Genomic DNA, 25183 nt, shown 5'->3' on the forward strand with positions numbered 1-25183 from the left:
AAAGGAACCGTCCCCCTGTTTGCTAAAAGATGAAAGGGGGGATTTTATGGGAAATGATATACATCTTTCCGTACGGACGCTTGTTGAATATGTATACCGAAGCGGTAGCATTGATTCCCGTTTTCACTCCCCATCCACTTTAGTAGAGGGGACAAGGATACACCAAAAAATCCAAAAAACGTATCAAGAAACAGACGAGAAAGAGGTTTACCTGCGGACTGAAATTCCCTATCATTCACTTACCTTCGTCATAGAAGGTCGCTGTGATGGGCTTTTGTTTCGTGAAGATGAAGTCATTGTGGATGAAATTAAGTCATTTTCACAAACTTTCGACGAACAGGGTGAGGGGTATCCCGTGCATTGGGCACAAGCCAAAATGTATGCCTATATCTATTCGAAGGACCATGAATTTAGCGATATGACGGTTCAGCTAACGTATGTTCACGTTGAATCAGATGAAAAAATATATTATCAAAAGACATTCTCTTTTCCAGAGTTAGAGCGTTTTGCCTTCGAAATGATAGAAGGGTATGCACCTTTTGCGATCCAAAAACAGGAACATCTCATCCAGCGAAATGATCGCATAAAAGAACTTCCTTTTCCGTTTGAATCCTACCGTGCTGGGCAGCGGAAATTAGCAGGGGTTGTGTATAAGTCCATACTTGACGAAAAAAGTCTGTTTACTCAAGCTCCAACTGGAATTGGCAAAACGATTTCGACGCTCTTTCCATCTGTAAAAGCAATCGGAGAAGGTCATTCCAATCGTATTTTTTACCTAACGGCGAAAACCATCACCCGAACTACGGCAGAGGAAGCATTCACGAAAATGCGACAGAGTGGTCTTTGTTTCAAGACAATCACGATAACAGCTAAGGATAAGGTTTGTTTTAAGGATGAAACGATTTGCCAAAAAGAGGTTTGTGAATATGCAAATGGCTATTACGATCGAATCAATGAAGCCATTCTCGATATTTTAAAAAATGAACAGGGAATCACTCGTGAAGTGGTGGAAACGTATGCCCGAAAGCATAGAATCTGTCCGTTTGAATTTTCGATTGACCTTGCCTATGAAGTGGATGCAGTCATTTGTGATTATAATTATATTTTTGACCCGCGTGTATCATTGAAACGGCTAATCGAGGAACAAAAGAAGTCGACCGTTTTACTGGTCGATGAGGCACATAATTTGGTTGACCGAGGTCGTGACATGTTCTCTGCTACCTTACATAAAAGGACATTTCTTCAATTAAAGAAAGATTATAAAGGAACAAATGAATCGATCTATGTTTCTGCTCATCGAATCAATGCATGGTTCATCGCTTTAAAAAAAGAGAAAGAACAACATGAGTTTGTCTTGGATGAATTAGACGACCATCTAAAGCAGTTACTCCTTTCTTTTATGGAGGTTACTGAACTGGCTTTAAAAACAGATCCATCCGCTCAGTTATTGGATGCATATTACGAAGTGAAGAATTTTTTAAAAATTACTGACCTTCTGGATGATTCTTATCTCATATACGGGGAGAAAGAGCGAAATGATATCCATATTAAATTATTTTGCATCAATCCAGCGGAGCCTCTTAAGAAAATGGGGAAAGGGTATCGATCTAAGATTTTTTTCTCAGCAACGCTTTCGCCTCTTCCGTATTATCAAGATATCCTAGGTGGACAAGAGGTGGATTATGTCCTTTCCCTTCCATCACCCTTTTCCTCGGAACAAACAGAAGTGTTCATTGAACCATTGTCTACCCGATACCGAGATCGAGATCACACAAAGGCCAAGATCGTTTCGATCATAACCTCATTGCTTCGTCATCGTCCTGGTCATTATTTAATCTTTTTCCCGTCTTATCAGTATTTACTGACCGTCTACGATTTGTTTAAACAAGAAAATCCTGAAATCCAAACACTGATTCAACAGACAGGGATGACCGAAGAAGAACGAGAAGCCTTTTTAGCTGCCTTTCAGCCAAATTCAAAAGATACATTACTGGGCTTTGCGGTCCTCGGTGGAATCTTTTCGGAGGGGATTGATTTAATTGGTGACCGTTTGAATGGCGTAATTGTTGTAGGGGTAGGGTTACCGCAAATTGGTTTTGAACGGAATTTGATCAAGGATTATTTTAACAAGCAAGGGAAAAATGGCTATCACTACGCATACGTCTTTCCAGGGATGAATAAGGTGCTTCAAGCAGGGGGAAGGTTGATTCGTTCTGAAAAAGACCACGGAACGATCGTCCTCATTGACGATCGCTTTTTACAGCAACCATACCGACAGCTTCTTCCGGAAACATGGAAAAAATAGGGGACAGCGTACTCCATAAATTTAGATGAATAGGGATATTAGGATTGTCCCTGAATACCAAAAAAAGTTAGATAAGCGTAGAGAATAGGAAGTTTAAGGCGTTTTTCTTCTTATTCATTTAATGCCGAAAGGACTTACTTTTTATTAATAGAAGCGTCAGAATTTTTATGATTCTGACGCTACTAGTAAAAAGGGGCTTTTTTGTTGAATCTCCACTACATTGAGGAAGCTTTTATTGAGTATTGCCTCTTCCAAAAAAGTCATTAATGGTATTACTGAAATCATCAAATAAGCCATCTCGATTTCGATTGGTGCGGATATCATCCGCAAACGTATTCATTCGATTGTACAAGTCAGGGTTTACAGAAACATACACGTTGTGAATGTTTTTGTCTGCTTGACGCACCTGGTCTGCTATTTTTTGCTCAAACGAATTAGATACCTCGCTATAGTTCGTTCCATTTCCTCTAGTATTCGTGTTATTCATATTGTTTCTAGTTCCTAATCCATCGTTATCATTATTGGTACGAATACGGGCATTATCAGCCGTACCTGGATCTGATGTTCTATTATCACGAGTTCCGGCATCTCCTCGACCATTTATGATGCCATCATTTCCATTTTGATTAACTGTTCCATTTTCTAAAAAGTTTCCTGTGCCTCTAGTGTTGTTATTGTTTGTGTTCATATTTGCATTGTTTGTACGATTATTCGTATTCTTGTCGTTAGCTAACCTAACCGTTACATAGGCATTGTTGTTTGAAATGATGACATGTGCATCATCGACTTCATTTAAACGCTCAACTTGCCGTTCAGCACGATCCGAAATTCTAAGGTTGCGGTCATTGTTATTATTGTTGTTATTATTGTAGTTCGCAATCGGTCTAACTTCGTTTGATTGGTTATTACCATTGTTGTTTATACCTGCTGCGTTATCATCTCCGCCACAACCTGTAAGGGATAACGATAAAACTGTTGCACCTACCAACATCAACCCTTTTTTCATGTAACTCACTCCTTTTGAATGTGTAGTTCTTTTATATAATGGCTTAAGAAAAACTAACTATGTGATAAATATCTGGTTAAAAGTATAAGAATATTGGCATGAGAAGAAGAAAATTCAAGTTTAGAGAACAACGTTGAAACAGGGGGACGGTTCTCGTGTTTCATTTTGGGTCAAGAGAGATGCAGGAATTCTCGTGTTTCATTTTGGATCAAGAAAGGTAACAGTCCTCAAAAAAAGAAAACAGCTAATTAAAGGATTAAGCTTCTAAAAACTTTCCATGAAATCGGAACATTTTAGAATTTATAAAAAAATGAAACACTAGAACCGTTCCGGCGTTTCATTCTTTTTCGTTTATTAATTGTTTTACTGCAGGTAAATCAGCAGGTGCCCATTTTAAAGAATCAATGTTTTCTCGTTTGAGCCAAATGATTTTGGAGTGTTCATGGACCTTTGGGTAGCCTTCGACAACTCTACATTTAATACAAATCAGATCGACCAAAATTTCATCATACTCGTGGATGTGATCATGGAAGATTTCATGATGTGTTTCTACTTTACACCCGAGCTCTTCCGATATTTCTCGTTTAATCGCTGAATAAAGATCTTCATCCTTTTTCACCTTCCCCCCTGGAAATTCCCATCTATTAGGATTCGACATAGAAGGTGACCGAAGTGCACATAAGATCTCATTTTGTTCATTTTCGATAATAGCGGCGACAACTTTTATTTGTTTTTTCATTTCATCCTCCTAAATATCTTATATAAAATATCAATATCCAATTATTTATTAGATTAATCCTTCTATGAGTACTAAAACCAGCTAAATAAATGGTTAATCAATCCTAATGGGAGTAAAGCAATCCCATAATATAGTTCTGCTTCTTTTTATATTGATGTCTTAAATGTGATATATGTCACCATGGTCACTGGAAAATTCTTATATGATGAATATAGAGTTAATGAGCTTTAAAGGAGGAAAAATAAAAATGAGTGTAACATTTACAACCAATAGTTTAGTTAAGGATATCGTCAATATAGCGCCTAAGACGAGTGATATATTTAAAAAATACAGAATTGATTTTTGTTGTGGAGGCAATACTCCATTATCAACAGCTGTTAGTGGAAAACCTGTTCAACTAGATGAGCTTGTTCAAGAATTAAACAATGCCAATGAAAACGCAGATCAAAGCGATGATGTAGCGGTTTGGACAAACAGCTCTTCTGAAGAGATTATTCAACATATTATTGAGCGTTACCATCGCCCATTGGATGAGGAATTACATGCATTAAGTCCCTATGTAACCAAAGTGGCAAGAGTACATGGTGGAGGTCATCCAGAATTATTAAAAGTCCAAGAATTATTTAAAGAACTTAAACAGGAATTACTAGAGCATACAGGAAAAGAAGAAGCAACAAGCTTCCCGCATATTCTGACATTAGAAGCGAATCCTCAAATAGAGAATAAAGAAGAAATTATTGAAGAAATTCGTGAGCTTGAAAAAGAACACGATCATGCTGGAGATATTTTAAAGCAACTCCGTGAAATCACGAACGATTTTACACCACCTGTAGATGGTTGCGGCACATACCGCCTTGTTTATAAGCGTTTAGAAATGCTAGAAGGCGATACCTTTATGCATGTTCACTTGGAGAATAATATCTTATTCCCACGTTATTTTTAACCTGTGCATATCTAGGGGATTATATACACGTAATGTCGACGGAGCAGATTGATTTTAAAAAGTTGAATATATTTTAGGGAACGAGTGGAAGTCATTCGTTCCCTTTTTTTCTTTTAAAATAAGTTTAACAACCAGACGAGAGAGCATAAATTATACTAGACTGTATCGAGGAGTGGAATAGGTGTTCGTTGCGTTTATATAAGTAGTACGATCTCGACCTTCTCACGAAGAAATCAATTAGTATACCTCATACTGTCAATATATGAACCAACACCATTTTGCTACTTATTCGGATTTAATTAAAAATATAAAACGTGAAGGATTAAAAAAGTCTTATCTGACTGTTAATGATTTAGAATCTTATGATATGACTTCAACATTTGATGTTGATTGAAATATATCTGATTGCCCAGAACTCTTTAAACATTCCCCCATGGCAAACCCGGAATTTTACTATAGGAAAACAATCTAGGATTGTTTTTCCGTGAAATATACTCGTTATTTTTAGAAATAAATGAACAATATCAAAAGAACCTTTAAAAAAGACTGAAGACTATGTTTATGGTCTATACAAAAGAGCCTAACTGAAAAGTTTTTTTACTACAGGGAAATCACTATTTTTAGAAAATATTTGTATGGTATTTAAGCTAATATTGTTAAATAAAGTTTGCCTTATCCCAACGGTCTAATCATGTATGCTGTGAATAGAAACCTCTCTCTGCCTTTCTTGATTAGGATGTTTTTTGAAAAAACTTAGGATGGCAAAAAATCATGTGGGTTATTGTCCATTTCAAACATTAACAAAATAACATAGATTGACTGTAAAAGGGGGGTGAATATAAATGAGTGGAGCAGTTGGTGGCTACGGTGCTGGTTTTGCCTTAATAGTAGTATTATTTATTCTCCTTATTATTGTAGGAGCATCTTGGGTTGGTGGATATGGTTACTAGATTCTTAATAAATTAGGTTATGAGGATCATGATGGGCTTTGGACGATTTGGTTATGGAGCCAGTTACGGTGGTTATCGTGTAGGCAGTTGAATTGCACTAACCGTCGTATTATTTCTCATTATCGTTGGTACAGCTTGATGTTAAACTCAACTGATTTTATAAATAAGGGAAAATTTTGTAATTTAAAGGTTACTTTTAAGTAACCTTTTGTAGTGATATATATACTCAGCACAAGTTAAGGAACGAAATAAAGATTCGAAAATATAAAAATGGTAATGGAAATGGGTTTACATCCAATTTATATGAAACGACATAATAATGAGCAATGAAAATTTTCTAGTTTCATAAGAAATTTAATAAAAGGAGTGATTTTGGTGGAGGATGAAAAAAGGGTCATAAAGGTGAAGGATTTAGTGATACACGCTGACACAGTTAAAATTATAAACAAACATACAAGACATGAGTCCGATATAGAACATGGAACGAATAGACGAGGACCATGGAGGGGACCGTGGGACATGTTCTGGGGATTTAGAGAAGAATCCTTGGAACACGAACATGAACACGAACAAGAACATGAACACGAACATGAAAGTGAAAGTAATTAAAATTTTAACAATATTTATGATCTAATGTATTTAGAGAAATAGAGATAAAGCCGATCATCCAGATGGGTATTAGGGATTGTCGGCTTTATCTCTAATCAATTCATACGACTTTTCTCAATTGTGTTAATTGTATAGTGGGATGCTATCTTTTTAAGTAATAAGATATTCTGAATGGACTTCCTAGAAACAACCGTAATGGACCAGCTCCAAACAAGTTACCAAAAAAGGTAACTTGTTTTGTTATGGTGTATCGGTCACTCTATAGGCTCATTTTTGAAGCCGAAAAATGATGAAAAATTGTAAGCAATACGAGCGATCCAAGAATATTTATAAATGGATACGGAATTCATGGAAGTTTCACATTATGCATTATTGTAAATGTTTGGGTATATGAGAAGAATCTTTACGCAACGTTTCAGTGAAGATATTGTCCCGTTTGGTTGTTTGATTGTTTGCGACATGAGATGACCTTTTTCAATCAATTGAATGAGGTTTTGAATATCCTCTTTTGTTGCAGGTTGTTTTCTTTTTTTTTACGTATATCCCAATTATCCACTCGTTTCAAGTGTAGCGAATTCAACATCACTAATGGAAGAAATCCCAATTTGGCGGAGTCGTTCTTCTAATTTATCGACGGTTAGCCGGAGTTTTCTTAAATTTTTTTCATTTAAAACCATTCTCAATAACCGGAACAGCTTTACCAGTAATGGCAGTCTCAGCTCCATCAAATTTTAATAAAATGTATTCCGTCAGAATTAGACTTAGTACCAATGTGATGGCTACACCAAATGTCGTCCAAAATCCCTTTCCAGTAACAGGCTGAATAAGAAGTGTACCAATCGCTATCATGATAACAGTTTGGGGAATCGTCATTTGAGATATCGATCTCCTTCCACTGATTCTTAAAATAACGTTCCTATCACAAAGATAAGAATCGCTTGCCAAATTAACGTAATATCCATTTTCATTCTCCTTACGTGTGTATTAACATGTAGATGGTTTATACTTGGAATGATTTTCTTACCATTTAGTATTCATATCATTTCCTTGGTTATATATCATATTCAAATTATAAGGAGGACCAGGGAAAAGAAATGATAACAGAATGGACATAGTGACAGGTTGCTGGCCCCACCATTTTGTAAATGTGGTTTCGGTATTTGGTGTAATATTAAAGCACTAGATAAAAAGCTTTGCTGAATTCAATGGATTTAAAGCCTTTGGAGGATACCCAGATGTCAATGGAAAATAATCCCTTCTGTACAAACTACGGTCTAGTCTGGGAGCAAATTTGCCGAGGTAAGTATAATTTTTAAGGAATGTAAACATGTCTAAGGGAACGTATGAGAGTCATTCGTTCCCTTTTTGTGCATTACAGTTTATTTTGATTGGTAACGAAAGAAAAAAATAAGTGGTAGCGGGATAAAGGAAAGCTTCTAATCTCTCCATTCTTCGATATAGGCGGTTGCTAACCAAAAAGTCCCTGTGGCTTGTCTATAAATAAATGAATCGATGCTCTAACTCTTGATTCCAATTTAAAACGCCTAAGACAAATTGATCATCTTCAGTTATTGTCGCATATCTTAAATGTTCATTCCCATTAACAAGGAAGGGTGTTTCCAGACTTGCCTCCATCTTTGCAAACACATCTTCTGTGTAATCAAGTGGTAGAATCTCATCTAATCCTTCTGATGGTTGACCGATCCATTGATATAGGAAATCTTTGATTACGTATTGCTCAATCATAGATAATTTTTTCTTAAATTTTAGCTTATTGACGGATACTGTTTTCAATAAATCCACTCCTCTAATAGTTAGAGTTTATACTCAAAAACCCCTGACTACAACGGCATTGTTGTTACATGATATTTACATTTTAATTTCATCTAATGAAAAAATAAAAATTAGCTCCCATTCGTGATTTTTGATGGGTTCTTATTTGCAAGGAATATCTTCAAAAGGGATGAGTTAATCGAAAAGCCCCTGTGACTTGCCGATTAAATTTTGGGTTAAACTAACAGCACGAATATGTTGTTTAGGAGTGATCACATGTTGCTGACGGGGAACATTATTTCAGGAGAGTTTGATGAACATATGAACGAATTTTCATTACAAGGAGTAAAATCACTTACCACCCAATCAACGATTAAAGAAAGCCAAATAAAAAGTCTTTATGATTATTTAATGAAGCACCGGAACGACATAGATGGTCAAATCATTACGTTAAATGATCAAATTCCGATCATGTTGAGCCAAGAAGAAATTAACCTGTTTATAAGGGATCTAGAAACAATTCGGTCTATGTATCGCCAAGGGCAGTAAGTTAATTTATTAACATTAACGTCCAAAAAGGTTCCAAGGGATTAAATAAAGAATGTTTTTTAAAAGCAAACCATCTATATGTAGTCGGTGATTTACTTTTTTGAGGTCAGTTTCGGTTAACAAGTGAGGACTGACTTCTTTTTATCGGAAAGAGTATCGGTCATGCCAGTCACTGTGATGCCTCGAATGTATATCCTATGGTAAAATAAAAAAAGATTAATTGATTCATAGGGGATGGATGAAATGAAGACATTAGAAGCGGTTGACATAAATGGTTCCCAACAGTGGATTTATGTTCGAACGAAAAATGAGGATAAACCGATTCTGCTATTTTTACACGGTGGTCCAGGGGCTGCACAAATTTATTGTGTCGATCGTTATTTTGAGAAATTAGAAGAGGATTTCATTGTGGTGGATTGGGACCAAAGAGGTTCAGGAAAAAGCTACAATAAAAAATCTTTGAATCGGAAGTTGACGATCAATCAATATGTGGAAGATATTAAAGTATTATCCCAGCTGTTATTAAAACGGTTTAACAAAGATAAAATCTTTTTAGTCGGGCATTCTTGGGGGACCATTATTGGTCTTTTGGCGGTTGAAAAATATCCAGAGTTATTTCAGTGTTATCTTGGAATTGGTCAGGTTATTGATTTAGAAGAGGGAGAAGGAAGAGGATACGATTATGCACTCCAACAATCAAAATTATATCATCATCGTTCCAATTATCAAACGTTAGTAAGACTTGGTTCCCCACCTTATCCTTCCCTAAAAAAGACCGCACAGTTTCGAAAAGTTCTCGATCAATATGGCGGCTTTCGCTATCAACAAAGGATGAATTTATGGAATGATATAAAAGAAATGATAACGTCTAAGCATTATAGAATTAAAGATATTTATCATTGGCTAAAAGGGATCCATTACCTGACAAAACATTTTAGGAGCGAAATAGTCAAGATAAACTTTAAAGAGCAAGTGAAAAAAGTAGAAATCCCCGTTTATTTTTTAACGGGCCAATTTGATTACATAACCCCTTACTCGTTAGTTGAAGAATATATGGAAATCATCGACAGTCCTTATAAAAAGTTAATAATAATCGAAAACACCGCTCACGACGTACACTTCGAAAAGCCTGATCCATTTATGGAAGTTTGCGTGAATATTTCTCTCGGGATACCCCTGTGACGATGATGATGGAAGGAGGTTCATGAATGGAAAACGAAATTTACATCCTACACGTTAATCGGTTATGTAATTGTTATGAAACAGGGGGACGGTTCTGAGCGTTTCACTTATTTCTTTTCCCAACTTTCACAATTGTTAATTGAAATCCATATTTAAACCGTTTGGGAACCCCTACTGTTCAAGTCTGAAGGACAAATTGTAGTCAGTGAATACCCTTTTTTTGATGCAATGATCATACAAGGTCACTGGTCCCCAAAAAGCCATTAAAAAACTCGCCAATAACCGGACGAGTTTTTTGTGTTGATGGAAACTAATGAGGCTTTTCAAATGGAGATGATTATGAACACAAGACGATGATTTGATAGGGTGTGGTTTGTGCGGGGATACTTTGAGTGGTGGGACCATAGATGACAATTAGATCTCGGTTCGCTGGATTTCTTGTAAAGAGTTGCCCATTTGTTAATACGGTTCTCGTATAGGGGGAAAGATTTAAACGTAATTGTCCATCGCTACTCACTAACTGACCATTAAAAAAGTCTACTTTGACATTCTGATTCTGATTTTCTCTAACTATAACGAGTGCTTGATATTGTGGAGGGTAAATAAGTATAGTAGGTTTATCTCCGTCGTAATATCCAGTAACAAGATCTCCTACGGATACCATTTCATGGTTTACAATGTAAGTAGTGGGTGAAGCCACGAAATTTACGATTGCTCCCGATCCATTCTCCACGGTTATTAATTGATAACAGCCTTCTCCTTCTCCGTTTTGACCTGAAAAAAAATCACTAATCATTGTGACAGTCCCGCGAAAGGAATAAAAATTAGTCATACCCAACCTCCATGGTTTTAAAAAAAAAAATTTTTATGAATAGCATACGATCATATTTTCGATATTCGTTAGGACTCATGATTTTTTCTCAGTTTGGCTGTATTGAGCTGCGTGGAAATCAACGGAGTCCTCATTCATGTTAAACGTTTTTTGATAGATCCTAAAGCCCTTCTATAATATATGTAGGTACTACCTAAAAGACTGTGTAGATACCTATATAGATTTGTTGCCAAAATTAGACCTACACCTTTTTTATTGAAGGCACAATATACGAAATTTTCATTCTCCTATGTTATTCTAACTAAATAAGGTTTTAAACCTGTGATGGGGTGGAACGATTCCGTATTGGCAACAGACATCGTTCAAGCTTGTTCAGGGTAAATAAAGGTAAGGGGTAACATGTGATGATCAAATTTGAAAAGGTAACGAAACGTTACGATGACGGTACTGTTGCAGTTGAAGGATTAGATTTGGAGATTCATAGAGGAGAATTTTTTGTCATTATTGGGCCAAGCGGATGTGGGAAGACAACCACATTAAAAATGATGAACAGGTTGCTCCCGTTATCAGATGGCATGATTTTCATTGATGGCAAAGAAATAAACGAGTACGACATCCATGATTTAAGATGGAATATCGGATATGTTTTACAACAGATTGCTCTTTTTCCGCATATGACGATTGAGGAGAACATAACTGTTGTTCCTGAAATGAAAAAATGGTCAAAAGAGAAGATGAAGCAAAGAGCCCATGAACTGATGGAAGTGGTAGGCTTAGACCCGAATACTTATAGCGACAGAAAACCAAGCCAATTATCGGGTGGTGAACAGCAAAGGGTCGGCGTAATTCGGGCACTTGCAGCGAATCCAGGGATCATCTTAATGGACGAACCTTTTAGTGCCTTGGATCCGATTAGTCGTGAAAAACTACAAGACGATTTGCTATTTTTAAAGAAAGAGCTCAAAAAGACAACAGTATTTGTCACCCATGATATGCAGGAGGCTCTCAAACTAGCCGATCGGATTTGTATCATGAAGGATGGGAAAATCGTTCAAGTAGGGACCCCTCAAGAACTGATGCATCAACCTGCTAACGAATTTGTTAAACAATTTGTAGGAGATAACTCTTTTAGGGGAGAAGAGATGAATCTAGGGAAGTTTCTTCTGCCAATTGATGACACAAGAACGACTGAGAGTTCAATAACCGTTTCGGTATCCGCTCCACTAAAAGAACTACTCGAAAAACTATCAGATGAGGATCAACTAGCCGTTGAACAAGATGGTGAAATCATCGGCATGATTAATAGACAAAGGATTATCCAGTATTTGTCTACAAGGCTGCAGAAAAGAGGGATCGCAAATGAGTAACTTCATAAATGTTTTCGAAGAAAGAAAAGGGGAACTATTCGGTGCGATCATCGAGCATATCCAAATTTCATTCATTGCGATCTTGTTAGCGGCCCTTATCGCGATTCCTCTAGGTATTTTTCTGACAAAAAGAGAAAAGATCGCGGATGGGATTATCGGCATAACAGCGGTACTGCAAACGATCCCTTCATTAGCTCTTTTAGGAATCCTCATTCCACTTTTTGGGATCGGAAAAGTTCCAGCTACCATCGCACTAGTTGCTTATGCCTTGCTCCCGATTTTAAGAAATACATATACAGGGATCAAAGAAGTAGACCCTTCCTTAATTGAAGCAGCTCGTGCGATGGGAATGAATACAAAGAGAAGGCTCATAAAAGTAGAAATCCCTCTTGCGATGCCGGTCATGATGGCCGGAATTCGTACGGCCATGGTTTTAATTATTGGGACAGCCACTCTTGCAGCATTAATTGGGGCTGGTGGATTAGGGGATCTGATATTGCTTGGGATTGACAGAAATGATACCAATCTCATTCTGCTAGGAGCGATACCTGCTGCAATATTAGCGATCGTATTTGATTTTCTCCTTAAAAAATTTGAACATCTATCCTTTAAGAAGGCTTTATTCACAATCGGAGGCATTGCATTTTTCGCTCTAGTCATCATTGTCACTCCTCTATTATCCAATCAAGATAAAGAAATTGTCATTGCCGGGAAATTAGGGGCGGAGCCTGAAATCTTAATCAATATGTATAAATTACTGATCGAAGAAGAAACCGATCTAAACGTGGAACTAAAACCAGGTCTTGGGAAAACGTCCTTTGTTTTCAATGCTTTGCAATCAGGGAGTATTGATCTCTATCCAGAATTTACGGGAACAGCTATTTCTGAATTTTTAAAGGAAACAGCGAAAAGTAACGATCGTGAAGAAGTCTATCAACAAGCAAAAGAGGGACTGTTGGAACAGTTTAGTCTTGTCATGTTGGAACCGATGCAATATAACAACACCTATACATTAGCTGTAACCCAAGAACTTGCACATCAATATCAACTAGAAAAGATATCTGATCTAAAGAGCATTGAATCCGAAGTAAAAGCGGGCTTTACACTGGAATTTTCAGATCGGGAAGATGGGTATCGAGGGATTCAATCTCTTTATGGGATTCAGTTTCCCAATCTCATCACAATGGAACCTAAACTACGTTATGTAGCAGTTGAATCAGGTGAAATTAATTTAGTGGATGCCTATTCGACAGATAGCGAGTTACAGCAATATAACCTTAACGTATTACAGGATGATAAAAATCTATTCCCACCCTACCAAGGAGCTCCCTTGTTAAGAAAAGAAACTGTTGAAAAATATCCTGAAATCGTGGAAGCCTTAAATCAATTAGCCGGAAAAGTGACGGATGATGAGATGAGAAAGATGAATTATCGAGTTAATGTTGAAGGAATCAGTCCTTCCGAAGTAGCGAAGAATTTTCTACAAGAAAAGGGATTGATACAATAAACCGTTCACTGTCACAAAGATAAAAGGATATGAATATAAAGGAAGTTGATTCCCTACTAGATATAGTAAATCAACTTCCTTTTTAGATGTCTAAAAACACGCGACGGATCTGGTTTTCATTCTGGGAAAAGCAGAAAGATAGGAAAATAGGGGACAAGCTATAATGCTTCAACAATCAAACTAACCATCCTAAGATTTGGAAAATAATGAAACGCGAGAACCGTCCCCATGTTTCCCCATGTTTCACGTCCTTTTGTTGCTACGACAGCATACGAGATATCCAAAACGGTAAGGTTCCCTTTTTTATTTCATTCATGAACCAAGTATCATCGTAGGTATTTTGTTTTGAAAAGTTTTTGTGTAGGATCTTTCCATCGTAGACTAGTTCTACCGGTACCGTATCAGATTGAGTGTGGGTTAAATCTTGCTTAATGGTATTTTGGTATTGGGTTTTTTTTAAGATAGAGAGGGAGCCCTCTATTCAATATTATATAACAAAATTCCTGAAATCATATTCTTAAAATATTAAAAGAAGGACTTGATTTTAGTTTTATTAATGACATTTTACGAGAAACTTATGCTAGTAAATATGGTCGACCAGCTAAAGTACCTGAGCTTATAGTGAAGATGTTACTTTTACATTAGGGATTAATCCTGAGGATGATTTACCTCATCCAAGTCTGTTAACCAAATTCCGCCGAAACAAACTAGGGATAAAATTAGAAGAAAGTTCGTACACCACCATGGGTGAGATGATGAAGCAATTTCTACATAATTGGATTGAGGAAGACCTCATTATTATTAGAATTAACTAAGAAAAGTGGGTTAACTGTAGGAGAAGTATTTGGAGATAAAACCTATTTTAGAAGAACAATCCTTGATAAAATTAAAGAAAATAAAGCAAAAGCATACATACCAGTAAGTGAGATGGCGTATAGGATTGATGAGGATTTATTCAGTTACAATAAAGATTCTGATGAATGGTTTTGCGCCAAGGAAATAAAACTTATAGAAAAGTGTATAAAAAAGAAAGGACGGAAAAGAGCATTATAAATACTATTTTGAAAAGGAAACCTGTAGTAATTGTCCATTAAAGACCAATGTATAAAGTCAGGCAATTCCGTTGGTAGAATATTAACGATAGGACTCAATACACCGGAATTCTACGGGTATAGCCAACAACAAAAGACAGACGAATTTAAAGAAAAATATAAGGAATGGTCTTGCCAAGAGTGAAAAAAGGTGAGATGAAGAATTTCCACGGGCTAGGTCGTGCCAAAGGGTACGATCATTTAAGCATGGAGTTACAAGCAAAACTAACCGCATTCGCGGTAAATTTAAAGAGGATAGCAGCCATACTATCCCTTTAAAAGGGATTAATTTTAATGTTTTTCTCATTTTGATAATATGTCTATCAGGAAATATTATTTCCCGTAAAAATTGTGTTTGAAGATCCAAAAACCCTTCATAAAAAAGTGCTTTTTTCAGTGGCTTCGACCTGTCCCTCAAATCCACGTTACATTTATGGTAAAATAGAAAATACAGGCGAGGAAATCATTTAGTAGTAAATATATAAATTAGAAAACATGAAAGTAAAGTTCATTTATTTTAAAGGGGTCAATGATGATTACGATCAAGGAAATTGCTGAAAGAGCGAATGTTTCTCGAACTACTGTATCCAGGGTAATCAATAATTCGGGTTACGTGAGCGAAGAGGCGAGAAATAGAGTATTAAAAATAATTAAAGAAACGGGATATGTACCAAGTGAAAATGCAAAATCGCTAAGAACGAAAAAGACAAAAGTAATTGGGGTGATTCTTCCAAAGATAAGTACAGAAACCTCCAGTCGCTTAGTGAATGGAATAGATGATGTTTTAGCGAAGCAAGGATATCAAATTCTCTTGACGATTACGAATTTGGAAGCCGAAAAGGAGATTGAATTTCTAAGATTGCTAAAAGGCAGACATGTGGATGGAATTATCCTTTCTGCAACGAATGTTAACCAATCTTTGGTGGAGGAGATTAACCAATTAAACATCCCATTTGTCACGGTTGGACAGTATATTCCAGGTTTGGTTAATGTTCTGTTTGATGATTATCATGCCACAAAGGAAATGGTTCAATATTTGATACAAAAAGGACATAAAAATATTGCTTTTATCGGTGTAGATGAAAAGGACCGTTCTGTAGGCTATTTTCGTAAAAAAGGTTATCTTGATGCAATGAAGGAAAACGATATAACGGTTGAAGACAGCTGGGTCCAAAAAGGAATTTTTGATGTAGCATCTGGAAGTACATGTATGAACGATATTTGGGATTCCTCTGTTGACAAACCAACAGCCGTGCTAGCTGTCACAGACCGACTTGCAATAGGCGCCCTCGAGTTTTTGAAAGAAAGAGGAGTGGAAGTTCCTAGAAGGGTAGCCGTTGCAGGAATGGGAGCTTCCGAGTTATCAAGATTTATAACACCCGCAATTACAACCATTGATTTTTCAATTGAAGATGCAGGACGAAGGGCAGCTTCTTTCATTTTAGAACAGATAAATGGGGAAAATTTCGATGAAGTGATTCATACAATTTCATATAGACTTATTGAACGAGATCGTATATAATTTGTTATGTAATCGATTCCACATCATTGAGAGGATCGATTACATATTATTTTTTCTTGTAAGGAATCGATTCCATAGATTTAACAAAATTATTTAAGAAAAGATGTAATCGATTCCATATTAACGAACTTATATTTTTTTGGAAGATAGGGAATCGATTCCATATTCTTTAGTACTATCTTTTTATTATTACTCATTATTAAGGTTAAGTAGGGTATACCTATGGATAACCAACCACATTAAAACAGAGGTGAACAAAATGACCGAAAATCGAAAAATTGCTGAAGAAGTCATCGAGGCTGTCGGTGGGCAAGAAAACATTCATTCCATTGCCCATTGTGCAACCCGTCTTCGAATCATCGTGGACGATAAGGAAAAAATTAATCAGGAACAAATTGAAAATATCCAAAAAGTAAAAGGAGCCTTCTTTAATTCAGGACAGTACCAGATTATTTTTGGAACTGGAACGGTAAATAAAATTTATGAGGAAGTTTCCAATTTAGGACTTAGTACCCTGTCCACATCAGATCAGAAAAAAGAAGCGGTTAAGAGTGGTTCCAGATTTCAACGAGCGATTCGTACATTTGGAGATGTCTTTGTTCCGATCATCCCTGTTCTTGTAGCAACCGGTTTATTTATGGGACTTCGCGGATTAATTATGCAGGAACAAATCTTGGCTCTATTGGGACTTACACCAGCCGATATATCTCAAAATTTTATCTTGTTTACCCAGGTTCTTACTGACACAGCCTTTATTTTCCTTCCTGCTCTAGTTGCCTGGTCCACATTCAGGGTATTCGGCGGGACTCCGATTATTGGTCTGGTTCTTGGCTTAATGCTGGTTAGTCCTTCGCTGCCAAATGCATGGTCTGTAGCAGGTGGCGACGTAACACCGATTTACTTTTTTGATTTTATTCCGGTAGTTGGTTACCAAGCTTCTGTGTTACCAGCTTTCATTTCGGGTATTCTTGGGGCAAAGCTAGAAAGAGCGATTAGAAAACGTGTACCAGAATCACTGGACTTAATTGTTACTCCTTTCTTAACATTACTTGTGATGATCATTGTCGCCTTACTTGTGATTGGACCCGTGTTCCATGCGGTTGAAAATGGCTTGCTAGATGTTGTAACCAATGTCCTTTCATGGCCGTTTGGAATTAGTGGGATTTTGATCGGCGGACTAAACCAACTGATTGTCATTACAGGGGTTCATCATGTGTTTAATATGTTGGAAATACAATTGTTAGCCCAATATCAAAGCAATCCTTACAATGCCATTGTTACTTGTGCCGTTGCTGCACAAGGCGGTGCCACTTTAGCGGTAGCACTAAAAACAAAATCAGCTAAATTAAAAGCACTTTCCTTCCCATCTGCATTTTCAGCATTTTTGGGGATTACGGAGCCTGCTATTTTTGGAGTGAATTTACGATACGGAAAACCATTTATTATGGGGCTTATTGGCGGTGCAGCAGGAGGGTTTGTGGCTTCTCTTCTACAACTGAAAGCAACTGGGATGGCGGTAACCGTGATTCCAGGAACTCTTCTTTATTTAAATGGACAATTATTACCGTATATTTTAGTAAACCTGATTGCAATTGGATCAGCATTCGTTCTAACTTGGATGTTTGGTTTTTCCGATAAAGAAAAAAAAGAAATAGAGCAATAAGCTTGTTCAAAAGAGGTGTCCTAAACAATAAGTCAGGTACTACGACAAAATTTCTAGAGAACCTTATCATTCTAGATATTGTGTGTACAGTTGAACCGGACATTTTCGGACACCTTCTTTCCTTTTATAGCAAAACTGACAACATAGGGGTGTGATTATGACAGAAAGAGAAGCTCACCTGATTCATAAAGCTTACGAAGAAGTGAAAAAATACGAGGAACAGGTTGAGAAAGATCCTTATCGATTAACCTTTCACCTTATGCCTCCTGTTGGATTATTGAACGACCCCAACGGTTTAATTCAATACAACGATGTGTATCATGTGTTTTTTCAGTGGAATCCATTTGATACAACACATGGTTCGAAATTCTGGGGGCATTACTCATCAAAGGATCTGATTCATTGGAAGAAGGAGTCCGTCGCTTTGGCCCCAAGCGAATGGTATGAAAAAAATGGCTGTTATTCTGGAAGTGCAGTGGAATGGGCTGGGAAACTTTATCTCTTTTATACAGGGAATGTCAAAAAAGAAAATGGAGATCGGGAAACCTATCAATGTATGGCAATTTCTGATGATGGCATTCATTTTGAAAAAAAGGGGCCAGTTTTAGAGCTTCCGGAAGGGTATACAGCCCATTTTCGTGATCCAAAGGTTTGGAAACATGATGATGATTGGTATATGATTGTAGGCGCTCAAACATTGGATGAAAAAGGAACTGCCGTTATTTTTCAATCCAAGGATTTGTATCACTGGAAGGAAGCCGGACGAATTGCCGGAGCGGATATGAATGGATTAAATGATTTTGGCTATATGTGGGAATGCCCAGATTTGATTCACCTAAATGGTCAGGATTTATTATTGGTTTCTCCTCAAGGGTTAGAGCCATCTGGACACTTCTATCATAATGTATTTCAATCGGGATATTTTGTGGGAAAAATGGATTATGATCATGTTCAATTTCAGCACGGACCTTTTGTCGAACTTGATCGCGGATTCGACTTCTATGCTCCACAAACCTTTAAGGATGCATCAGGAAGAACGATTCTTTACGGGTGGATGGGGATCACAGATGATATGGAACCGTATCATCCAACAATTAACCATCATTGGGTTCATGCATTGACCATTCCGAGAGAGTTGGAGCTGAGAAAAGGAAAACTTTATCAAAAACCGTTGGAAGAATTAAAAGGACTTCGAAAAGAGAGGCTCAAGGTTAACCACGTAAATTTAACAGAGAATCAGAACATCGAAATACAAGGGATAAAAGGAAAAGCATTGGAATTAATTGTTGATTTTTTAAAAATAGAAGGAAACAAGTTTGGGATTTCATTTCGTAATGAAGCGGTTTTAACCTATGAACCGGAAAGGGAAGAAATTCGTTTGCAAAGAAGAAATATTAAGACGGGTGGCCACGAAATAAGAAGATGCAAGCTTTCCGATTTGGATAAACTCCATGTTTTTATGGATCGATCTTCGATAGAAATTTTTATTAATGATGGGGAAGAGGTATTTACGGCCCGTTATTTCCCTGATTCAGAGAATGAAACGATTCAGTTTTTTGGAGATCATGTTGAAATGAATATAACCAAGTGGGAACTTAAGCCCTTTACGTATACGGGTCAAAGTATCTAATCCAAATGATCAGAGAACACTATCATGGCTTATACTGGTTTATCTCCTCAAGATGCATTAAAAGACTAGTGGAAATCTGCCAAACAATTGAATGTATTTTATTCAAAAGGTAGTATCATGTTGGAGGTGATGGGATGGGAAAGTTTTTTTCCATAGGAGAAGTACTCATTGATTTTATTCCCCATGAAAAGGGGGTTGCTTTAAAAGATGTTATTTCTTTTGAAAGAGCTCCGGGTGGTGCTCCGGCAAATGTAGCAGCAGCCGTTGCCAAATATGGTGAGGAAGCATGGATGATTTCAAAATTAGGTAAGGATGCTTTCGGTGACTTTTTAGTAGAAAAACTTCAGCAGGCAGGCGTTCGTACTGACCATATTATTCGAACCGATGAAGCCAATACTGCTCTAGCATTTGTGTCCCTTAAAGAAAATGGGGAGCGTGATTTTTCTTTTTACCGTAACCCATCTGCAGATATGCTCTATAAAGCAGAGGATTTGGATTCAACTATTTTTGAAAAAGGAGCTTATCTCCATTTTTGTTCTGTTGATTTGGTAGAATCTCCAATGAAATATGCACATAAAAAAGCCATAGACCTGATCAAATCAAAGCAAGGAATTATCAGTTTTGACCCAAATGTGCGTTTACCGTTGTGGAAAAAAGAACAGGAATGTCGTGATACTATTTTGGAATTTATCCCATCAGCCCATATTGTAAAGATTTCGGATGAAGAACTTGAATTTATAACAGGTATTTCTGATGAAAAGAAAGCTTTGCAATCCTTATTTCAAGGGGATGTTGAGGTGGTTGTATATACCCAGGGAGGAAAAGGGGCATCTGTTTTAACAAAGGACAAGGTGTTTTTTCATGAGGGTTACAAAGTAAACGTAATAGATACAACAGGGGCCGGAGATGCTTTTATCGGTGGTTTCCTATTTGTTTTATTAAGAAATCATGTGAGTATAATGAATCTTAAAACATATGTAGAAGAGCATGCAAACGAATTATTGTTGTTTGCAAATGCAAGTGGAGCCTTAACAACAACGAAAAAAGGCGGAATCAGCGCCTTGCCAACTCTTCAAGAAGTGGAAAACTTTGTGGAATAACTGGTTTTTTATTAATAATATTAAAACGAACCTTTAGTTTGGATGGTTTTTCCAAAATCGGGCACATTTCTGAAATAGAATTGTGCCTTTATTGCATGATATTTCCCTGCTATACGAAAAGAAATGAATGATAGATGCTTAATTACATATCTTTGTCTTTGAGCATAAGAATCCTCCTATTTGGGAATCTATTTATTATTCAAGAAATTAATTACTTGATAAACTCAAACCTGACATACATAGCTTTAAATAAAAAGTGAAACGTGAGAACCGTCCCCACGTTTCACTTTATACGAAAATACCTTCTTCGGTTTTCTAGTTTGGTTTCACACCAGTTTTGATTCCATTTTTCCTTTAACGTTGCCATGACACTAGCTTTAGGATTTCGATAATGGGTTTCACAATGTTCCAGTATTTCGTCTACGGTCACCCACTCTCCCTCTCTGGTACGCATATACGCTTTTATTTTGTCAATGGTAATCGAATAGGAAGTGACACCTTCTCCTTTTTTCACGCCACCTACTTGAGTTTCATGGTGTTCTCGTATCTGTCTGCGGATACGTTGATACGCTTTTCTTTTATCGGCGAGGGAATTATATTGAGCAGGGATGGAGATCATCGTTTTCCGTTTCCCAACTTGAATCAATCCAATCTTGTATGAAGTTAAAATTTCCTTCACACATCTCGGAATGGCCTGTTTCCGCTTAGGAATGGCGATATACACATATTGACCTAACCGAACTCGTTTAAGGGCTTGGTCAATTAATTTAAATGTTAAGGATGTTTTCATTTCTACAATATAGTTGATGTCCCCGTTAATTCCCAATACATCACAATTCATGACTTCTCCATAAATATCGGTGCAGCCTTGTTCTAATAAAAACTTCTTTACGGGTCCAAACAGTTCAGATTCTTTCATTATATATTTTTCCGCTCCTCTCTGGTTCATCCCGCTAGCTAAGACATACATTTGTGTAAAGATGTTACTGCTTTCGTTCTGTCGTGGCGAAGTCCACATGTATTTGATCGATTATATTCTACTATTCTATTTGTCTCTCATGTGTATGTCAAAACCACATGATGAAAATTCTACTTCTTCTTTCCCCGTTTTAAAGGTTTTATTATGGTTATTCGTTTTTGAATTCATTTTCATCTATTATATACTATACAATAGAAATCCGAGTGATCAGGATGTAGATATCTATTTTAAAAAAATGATGGATGTTGCACATAGAGATTTTCCGTTTATTAAATTAATGGACTGCTCAAAACCGTCAACTATTTTCGTGGTATAATGAGGAGCTTAAGATGATGAGGACTAGTTCGTCATTTAAAGGAGGGTGTCAAGGTAAGCCGCCCCATAATGAAAAAAACATAGAGGTGTAAGAAATGAATAAACGATGGACGATCGATAAAATTAGAGAATTTGTAGAGAAAAATTCAGAAAGTAAGTTGCTAACGACGGAATATCACGGTTTTTCGCAAAAATTATTATTTAAATGTGCATGTGGGAACCAATTTGAAAAACCATTTACGAAATTTAAAAATAACCATCAGCGTAAATGTGATGTTTGCCAACCACCAAAACCGTCACGCTAAGGATGTAGAGAATGAACGAAGTGTGTTTCTGTTCAAATAGAGGTTTGTTTATTCTTCCTTGAAATTGAACTGACAGAAAAGACTGAGTTCGGACCTATCATTTCGATGTATTTGGACTCATTCCAATAACAGGTCTTAGTTATTAGTTTAAATAAGGTCAGTATCTCCATTGGATTAATGCATGATCATGTTGGGGGACTGACCTTATTTATTCTAACGGGGTTGGTTGAAGAGAATAAAAACTTGTATTGGGCAATAATTGAATAACGACTTCGGAAAATTCATGTTTAAATTTAGATGATATTGTGAAGTAATGTACTTAAAAATTTGCAATTTAGAAAGGTAATTCACATAATTAGACAAGAAAAAACATGTGTGAAAGAGGGACTCTAATATGAATAACCTTACCAAAATGAAAATATCTAAGTCTGTAAATGAAGTGTTTGAAGCTTTTGTTGATCCTGCAAAAATTGGGAACTTTTGGTTTTCTTCTAGTTCTGAACGTTGGGAGCGGGGAAAGAAAATTACGTTAATGTATAATGAATACAATGCTGAGGTTCCTATGGAAGTAAAAGAAATAGAGCGAAATAGGAGAATTGTGTTTCAATGGGGTGCAAATGGGGAAGGACATACCGTTACGATCACTCTTATTGAGTTAGATGATTCTAGTACCATTGTTGAAGTTAAGGAAGAAGGATTTAATGAAAATGACGCTGATTTTATAAGCCAAATTTTGGATAATAAAGAAGGATGGGTCTTTATGCTAACTTGTTTGAAGGCCTATTTAGAATCAAACGTTAATCAATTGAGAGCAGGGCTTGTGAAATAATGACTAAGAGCCATTCGGCTCTCTATGTTCTTGTCTAATTCTGAATGGATTTGAAGGGGACTTTTTTAAAAGATAGCAATAACGGTAAAATTTTATCCGTGAAGGAAAAGGAAAAGTATGATATACCTTTCCTTCTCATCCTTTCCTTATGAAAAAATATGACCAATTTCTACCTCTGCACGTAAAAAAGTAGGAGAATTATCGTTCAACATTTGCTTATCAACAAATTTTGGAGAGACCTTCGTTGCGATAATGAAGTCTCCTCGTTTTCCACTTTCTTTTACGACTTCACCTAAAAGTTCTTCTGAGCGACCAGGACCATATAAATAGGCTGTGTCTAAAAAGTTGATCCCATTATCAAGGGCAGTACGAACTAATTGTTTGCCTGTTTCCTCATCTACGTTTGGAAATAAATTATGCCCCCCCAGCATTTGTCCCTAAACCGATTGGATTCACATGTAAATTTGATTTGCCTAGTCGTACTTGTTTTGTCATGATAAAGCCCTCTTTCTAATTAATAAGTAATGTTGTATCAATAAATCAATATTTTGTTTCACTATGTGAACCTTTTTCTATAAAGGTATGATGGATTAAGGCTAATATTATTGATTCGTTTATATCAGTCAAGATTAAATCATCACTTAATTCTCAGGTAGTTTTTTTGTTAATAAAACTAAAATACATACTATAATTGAGGATCGAGTGAAATAATGTACTTTAACGCTAAGGTAGCGTAGGTGAAAAAAGGATCTAAGTTATTTTAGGATGGAGATCCTATTTTAGTTATTCCATTAATGGCGCATTTCTAAATAAAGGAAGCGTTTGTTTCATATAAGAATCAGATTATCAAAATGAAGAAGGAACTGGTAAGGCGAAGGTTGAATTAATACAGGTTGAATGTAGTAGTTAAACATGAGATTTAGAAAAATGGGAGGTACACGATGAAATCTCAAATCATGAGAACCCACTTTATAACACTAAAACAACAAAGAGACAATCTTCTTCCGACACTTCAACCATTATCAAGGGCACAATTATGGGAAAGACCTGTAGAAAATAAATGGTCGATTGGAGAATCCCTTTATCATTTATTTCTTATTACAAAAATGTTGCGAGTTGCAGCAATCATTACCATACCGTGTACCAAGTTATATGCACGAATGACGAGAAATAAACCATACGATTGTTATATACATGATATTTATAAGGAGTATAAAGAAAAACATGGGAGAGGGATGAAGTCGCCATTTATTTTGAATCCACCAAATAAAATTTATCATACGATGGATTTTAATGAATTGAATCAACTTCTAATCAATGAAACTTCAAAAGTATGGAAACTAGTGGAGGATATTGATGAAGATATCGCAGGACATATCTTCTTTTTGGACCCTGTAGCGAACTATCCAAATCTTATTCAAGCTATTCAACTTTTAGCTATACATGAAGCACATCATATTAGAATCATTCAAAGGGATCTTAACGCTTTAAAAGGGAAAATAAAATAAGGAAACCATTCCAAGGGCGCTTTCCTGTAGCAAGGATCAGCGCTTATTTACTTAAATTAATAGATGGAGATAAAGAAATCAGGCAATATTTTTCATCGAGAAAGATGGTTAGAAAATTGCTAAGGGATAAAGAGGAACGACTGCGTTTTAAAGGGCTATTAAACGATAGATTTAACTAAGTGATTTTCTTAGAATTTAGTCAAATCCTTTTAAAATCAGCGGGGATGATCACCTAAAGTGACACCAGGGATATATCGAATGATTTTGTGAATAATAAGATTGTTAAACAATATATGGAGGCGGATTCGTATGCAACAAGAAGATCATCAATCCACTGAAAATGTAAGTTCTATTATGAAACCAGGATTTGCTGGAACGGATGCACAAAAAGTAAAAAAGCAAATTCAAAAAGATGTAAGCGAAGGACAAGGTGCAATGACTTCCCGTGAAGCAGGAGCCATGCGCGATTAATAAAACAC

The 25183-nt window shown here is 36.5% G+C and carries 26 protein-coding genes and 2 pseudogenes; 18 read left to right on the top strand and 10 right to left on the bottom strand.

The genetic code is table 11. The features are described from left to right. Window positions 1-46: 46 nt before the first annotated feature. Window positions 47-2305: an ATP-dependent DNA helicase gene (locus Q5760_RS08530; protein ID WP_428911767.1), complete on the top strand. Its 2259-nt coding sequence runs from the start codon at window positions 47-49 to the stop codon at window positions 2303-2305. A 232-nt stretch (window positions 2306-2537) separates the two neighbouring features. Here the strand turns inward: Q5760_RS08530 and Q5760_RS08535 are convergent, their stop codons facing one another. Further along, window positions 2538-3311, bottom strand: a complete 774-nt coding sequence (locus Q5760_RS08535; RefSeq protein ID WP_428911768.1) for a YhcN/YlaJ family sporulation lipoprotein — start codon at window positions 3309-3311, stop codon at window positions 2538-2540. 337 nt (window positions 3312-3648) lie between these two features. Further along, on the bottom strand, window positions 3649-4050 hold the full coding sequence (locus Q5760_RS08540) for a (deoxy)nucleoside triphosphate pyrophosphohydrolase (protein WP_428911769.1): 402 nt from the start codon (window positions 4048-4050) through the stop codon (window positions 3649-3651). Between the two features lie 247 nt (window positions 4051-4297). Here Q5760_RS08540 and ric point away from each other — a divergent pair, with 247 nt between their 5' ends. The 4 genes from ric (at window position 4298) to Q5760_RS08560 (ending at window position 6552) form a co-directional block, all read left to right on the top strand. Then, window positions 4298-4993: an iron-sulfur cluster repair di-iron protein gene (ric, locus tag Q5760_RS08545; protein ID WP_428911770.1), complete on the top strand. Its 696-nt coding sequence runs from the start codon at window positions 4298-4300 to the stop codon at window positions 4991-4993. Window positions 4994-5255: 262 nt separating this feature from the next. After that, a complete protein-coding gene (locus Q5760_RS08550; RefSeq protein WP_428911771.1) occupies window positions 5256-5387 on the top strand; it encodes a hypothetical protein in 132 nt (43 codons plus the stop codon). A gap of 448 nt (window positions 5388-5835) precedes the next feature. Beyond that, the gene (locus tag Q5760_RS08555; RefSeq protein ID WP_428911772.1) at window positions 5836-5943 is read left to right on the top strand and encodes a YjcZ family sporulation protein; all 108 of its coding nucleotides are present in this window, start codon (window positions 5836-5838) and stop codon (window positions 5941-5943) included. Window positions 5944-6318: 375 nt separating this feature from the next. After that, window positions 6319-6552, top strand: a complete 234-nt coding sequence (locus Q5760_RS08560; RefSeq protein WP_428911773.1) for a hypothetical protein — start codon at window positions 6319-6321, stop codon at window positions 6550-6552. A 548-nt stretch (window positions 6553-7100) separates the two neighbouring features. Here the strand turns inward: Q5760_RS08560 and Q5760_RS08565 are convergent. From Q5760_RS08565 to Q5760_RS08575, 3 genes are all read right to left on the bottom strand, one after another. After that, window positions 7101-7229: a YetF domain-containing protein gene (locus tag Q5760_RS08565; protein WP_428911774.1), complete on the bottom strand. Its 129-nt coding sequence runs from the start codon at window positions 7227-7229 to the stop codon at window positions 7101-7103. Beyond that, the gene (locus tag Q5760_RS08570; RefSeq protein ID WP_428911775.1) at window positions 7216-7425 is read right to left on the bottom strand and encodes a hypothetical protein; all 210 of its coding nucleotides are present in this window, start codon (window positions 7423-7425) and stop codon (window positions 7216-7218) included. The genes Q5760_RS08565 and Q5760_RS08570 overlap by 14 nt, the downstream gene beginning before the upstream one ends. A gap of 621 nt (window positions 7426-8046) precedes the next feature. Next, a complete protein-coding gene (locus Q5760_RS08575) occupies window positions 8047-8346 on the bottom strand; it encodes a hypothetical protein (RefSeq protein WP_428911776.1) in 300 nt (99 codons plus the stop codon). Window positions 8347-8601: 255 nt separating this feature from the next. Here Q5760_RS08575 and Q5760_RS08580 point away from each other — a divergent pair, with 255 nt between their 5' ends. Further along, window positions 8602-8874, top strand: coding sequence for a hypothetical protein (locus Q5760_RS08580; protein ID WP_428911777.1), 273 nt, complete (start codon window positions 8602-8604; stop codon window positions 8872-8874). Window positions 8875-9117: 243 nt separating this feature from the next. Next, complete coding sequence (locus tag Q5760_RS08585) at window positions 9118-10056, top strand: alpha/beta fold hydrolase (protein ID WP_428911778.1); 939 nt, start codon at window positions 9118-9120, stop codon at window positions 10054-10056. Window positions 10057-10393: 337 nt separating this feature from the next. On the opposite strand, the gene Q5760_RS08590 is transcribed toward Q5760_RS08585, so the two are convergent. Next, window positions 10394-10888 carry a hypothetical protein gene (locus tag Q5760_RS08590; RefSeq protein ID WP_428911779.1) on the bottom strand — a complete coding sequence of 165 codons (495 nt, stop codon included), beginning with the start codon at window positions 10886-10888 and terminating at the stop codon, window positions 10394-10396. A 404-nt stretch (window positions 10889-11292) separates the two neighbouring features. Here Q5760_RS08590 and Q5760_RS08595 point away from each other — a divergent pair, with 404 nt between their 5' ends. Further along, window positions 11293-12255, top strand: coding sequence for an ABC transporter ATP-binding protein (locus tag Q5760_RS08595; RefSeq protein WP_428911780.1), 963 nt, complete (start codon window positions 11293-11295; stop codon window positions 12253-12255). Then, window positions 12248-13762, top strand: coding sequence for an osmoprotectant update ABC transporter permease/substrate-binding subunit OpuFB (opuFB, locus tag Q5760_RS08600; RefSeq protein WP_428911781.1), 1515 nt, complete (start codon window positions 12248-12250; stop codon window positions 13760-13762). Before Q5760_RS08595 ends, opuFB begins: the two co-directional genes overlap by 8 nt. 158 nt (window positions 13763-13920) lie before the next feature. On the opposite strand, the gene Q5760_RS08605 is transcribed toward opuFB, so the two are convergent. Next, a complete protein-coding gene (locus Q5760_RS08605; RefSeq protein WP_428911782.1) occupies window positions 13921-14046 on the bottom strand; it encodes a hypothetical protein in 126 nt (41 codons plus the stop codon). Beyond that, window positions 14022-14243: a YetF domain-containing protein gene (locus Q5760_RS08610; RefSeq protein ID WP_428912531.1), complete on the bottom strand. Its 222-nt coding sequence runs from the start codon at window positions 14241-14243 to the stop codon at window positions 14022-14024. Before Q5760_RS08610 ends, Q5760_RS08605 begins: the two co-directional genes overlap by 25 nt. 3 nt (window positions 14244-14246) lie before the next feature. Here Q5760_RS08610 and Q5760_RS08615 point away from each other — a divergent pair. The 5 genes and pseudogenes from Q5760_RS08615 to Q5760_RS08635 all read left to right on the top strand — a co-directional run. Then, window positions 14247-15126: pseudogene (locus Q5760_RS08615) on the top strand (transposase); the annotation flags it as partial. A gap of 259 nt (window positions 15127-15385) precedes the next feature. Further along, on the top strand, window positions 15386-16375 hold the full coding sequence (locus Q5760_RS08620; protein ID WP_428911783.1) for a LacI family DNA-binding transcriptional regulator: 990 nt from the start codon (window positions 15386-15388) through the stop codon (window positions 16373-16375). A 259-nt stretch (window positions 16376-16634) separates the two neighbouring features. Beyond that, entirely contained in the window at window positions 16635-18038 is a 1404-nt protein-coding gene (locus Q5760_RS08625) for a sucrose-specific PTS transporter subunit IIBC (RefSeq protein WP_428911784.1), read from the top strand. A gap of 154 nt (window positions 18039-18192) precedes the next feature. Continuing rightward, window positions 18193-19668 (top strand): glycoside hydrolase family 32 protein, encoded by a 1476-nt coding sequence (locus Q5760_RS08630; protein WP_428912532.1) that lies wholly within the window; start codon window positions 18193-18195, stop codon window positions 19666-19668. A gap of 134 nt (window positions 19669-19802) precedes the next feature. Beyond that, the gene (locus Q5760_RS08635; protein WP_428911785.1) at window positions 19803-20768 is read left to right on the top strand and encodes a carbohydrate kinase family protein; all 966 of its coding nucleotides are present in this window, start codon (window positions 19803-19805) and stop codon (window positions 20766-20768) included. Window positions 20769-21051: 283 nt separating this feature from the next. Here the strand turns inward: Q5760_RS08635 and Q5760_RS08640 are convergent, their stop codons facing one another. Then, entirely contained in the window at window positions 21052-21687 is a 636-nt protein-coding gene (locus Q5760_RS08640; RefSeq protein WP_428911786.1) for a hypothetical protein, read from the bottom strand. A 470-nt stretch (window positions 21688-22157) separates the two neighbouring features. Between Q5760_RS08640 and Q5760_RS08645 the strand changes: the two genes are divergently transcribed. Next, window positions 22158-22367, top strand: a complete 210-nt coding sequence (locus tag Q5760_RS08645; protein ID WP_428911787.1) for a hypothetical protein — start codon at window positions 22158-22160, stop codon at window positions 22365-22367. Between the two features lie 394 nt (window positions 22368-22761). Further along, a complete protein-coding gene (locus Q5760_RS08650) occupies window positions 22762-23196 on the top strand; it encodes an SRPBCC family protein (RefSeq protein WP_428911788.1) in 435 nt (144 codons plus the stop codon). Window positions 23197-23363: 167 nt separating this feature from the next. Here the strand turns inward: Q5760_RS08650 and Q5760_RS08655 are convergent. Next, window positions 23364-23691, bottom strand: a pseudogene (locus Q5760_RS08655) (aldo/keto reductase); the annotation flags it as partial. Window positions 23692-24137: 446 nt separating this feature from the next. Here Q5760_RS08655 and Q5760_RS08660 point away from each other — a divergent pair. Both Q5760_RS08660 and Q5760_RS08665 read left to right on the top strand, forming a co-directional pair. Further along, on the top strand, window positions 24138-24704 hold the full coding sequence (locus Q5760_RS08660; RefSeq protein ID WP_428911789.1) for a DinB family protein: 567 nt from the start codon (window positions 24138-24140) through the stop codon (window positions 24702-24704). A 309-nt stretch (window positions 24705-25013) separates the two neighbouring features. After that, window positions 25014-25175 (top strand): hypothetical protein, encoded by a 162-nt coding sequence (locus Q5760_RS08665; protein WP_428911790.1) that lies wholly within the window; start codon window positions 25014-25016, stop codon window positions 25173-25175. Window positions 25176-25183: the final 8 nt, after the last annotated feature.

The organism is Niallia sp. Kr1 (assembly GCF_050389805.1).
Taxonomy (GTDB): Bacteria; Bacillota; Bacilli; order Bacillales; family Cytobacillaceae; genus Bacillus_BD.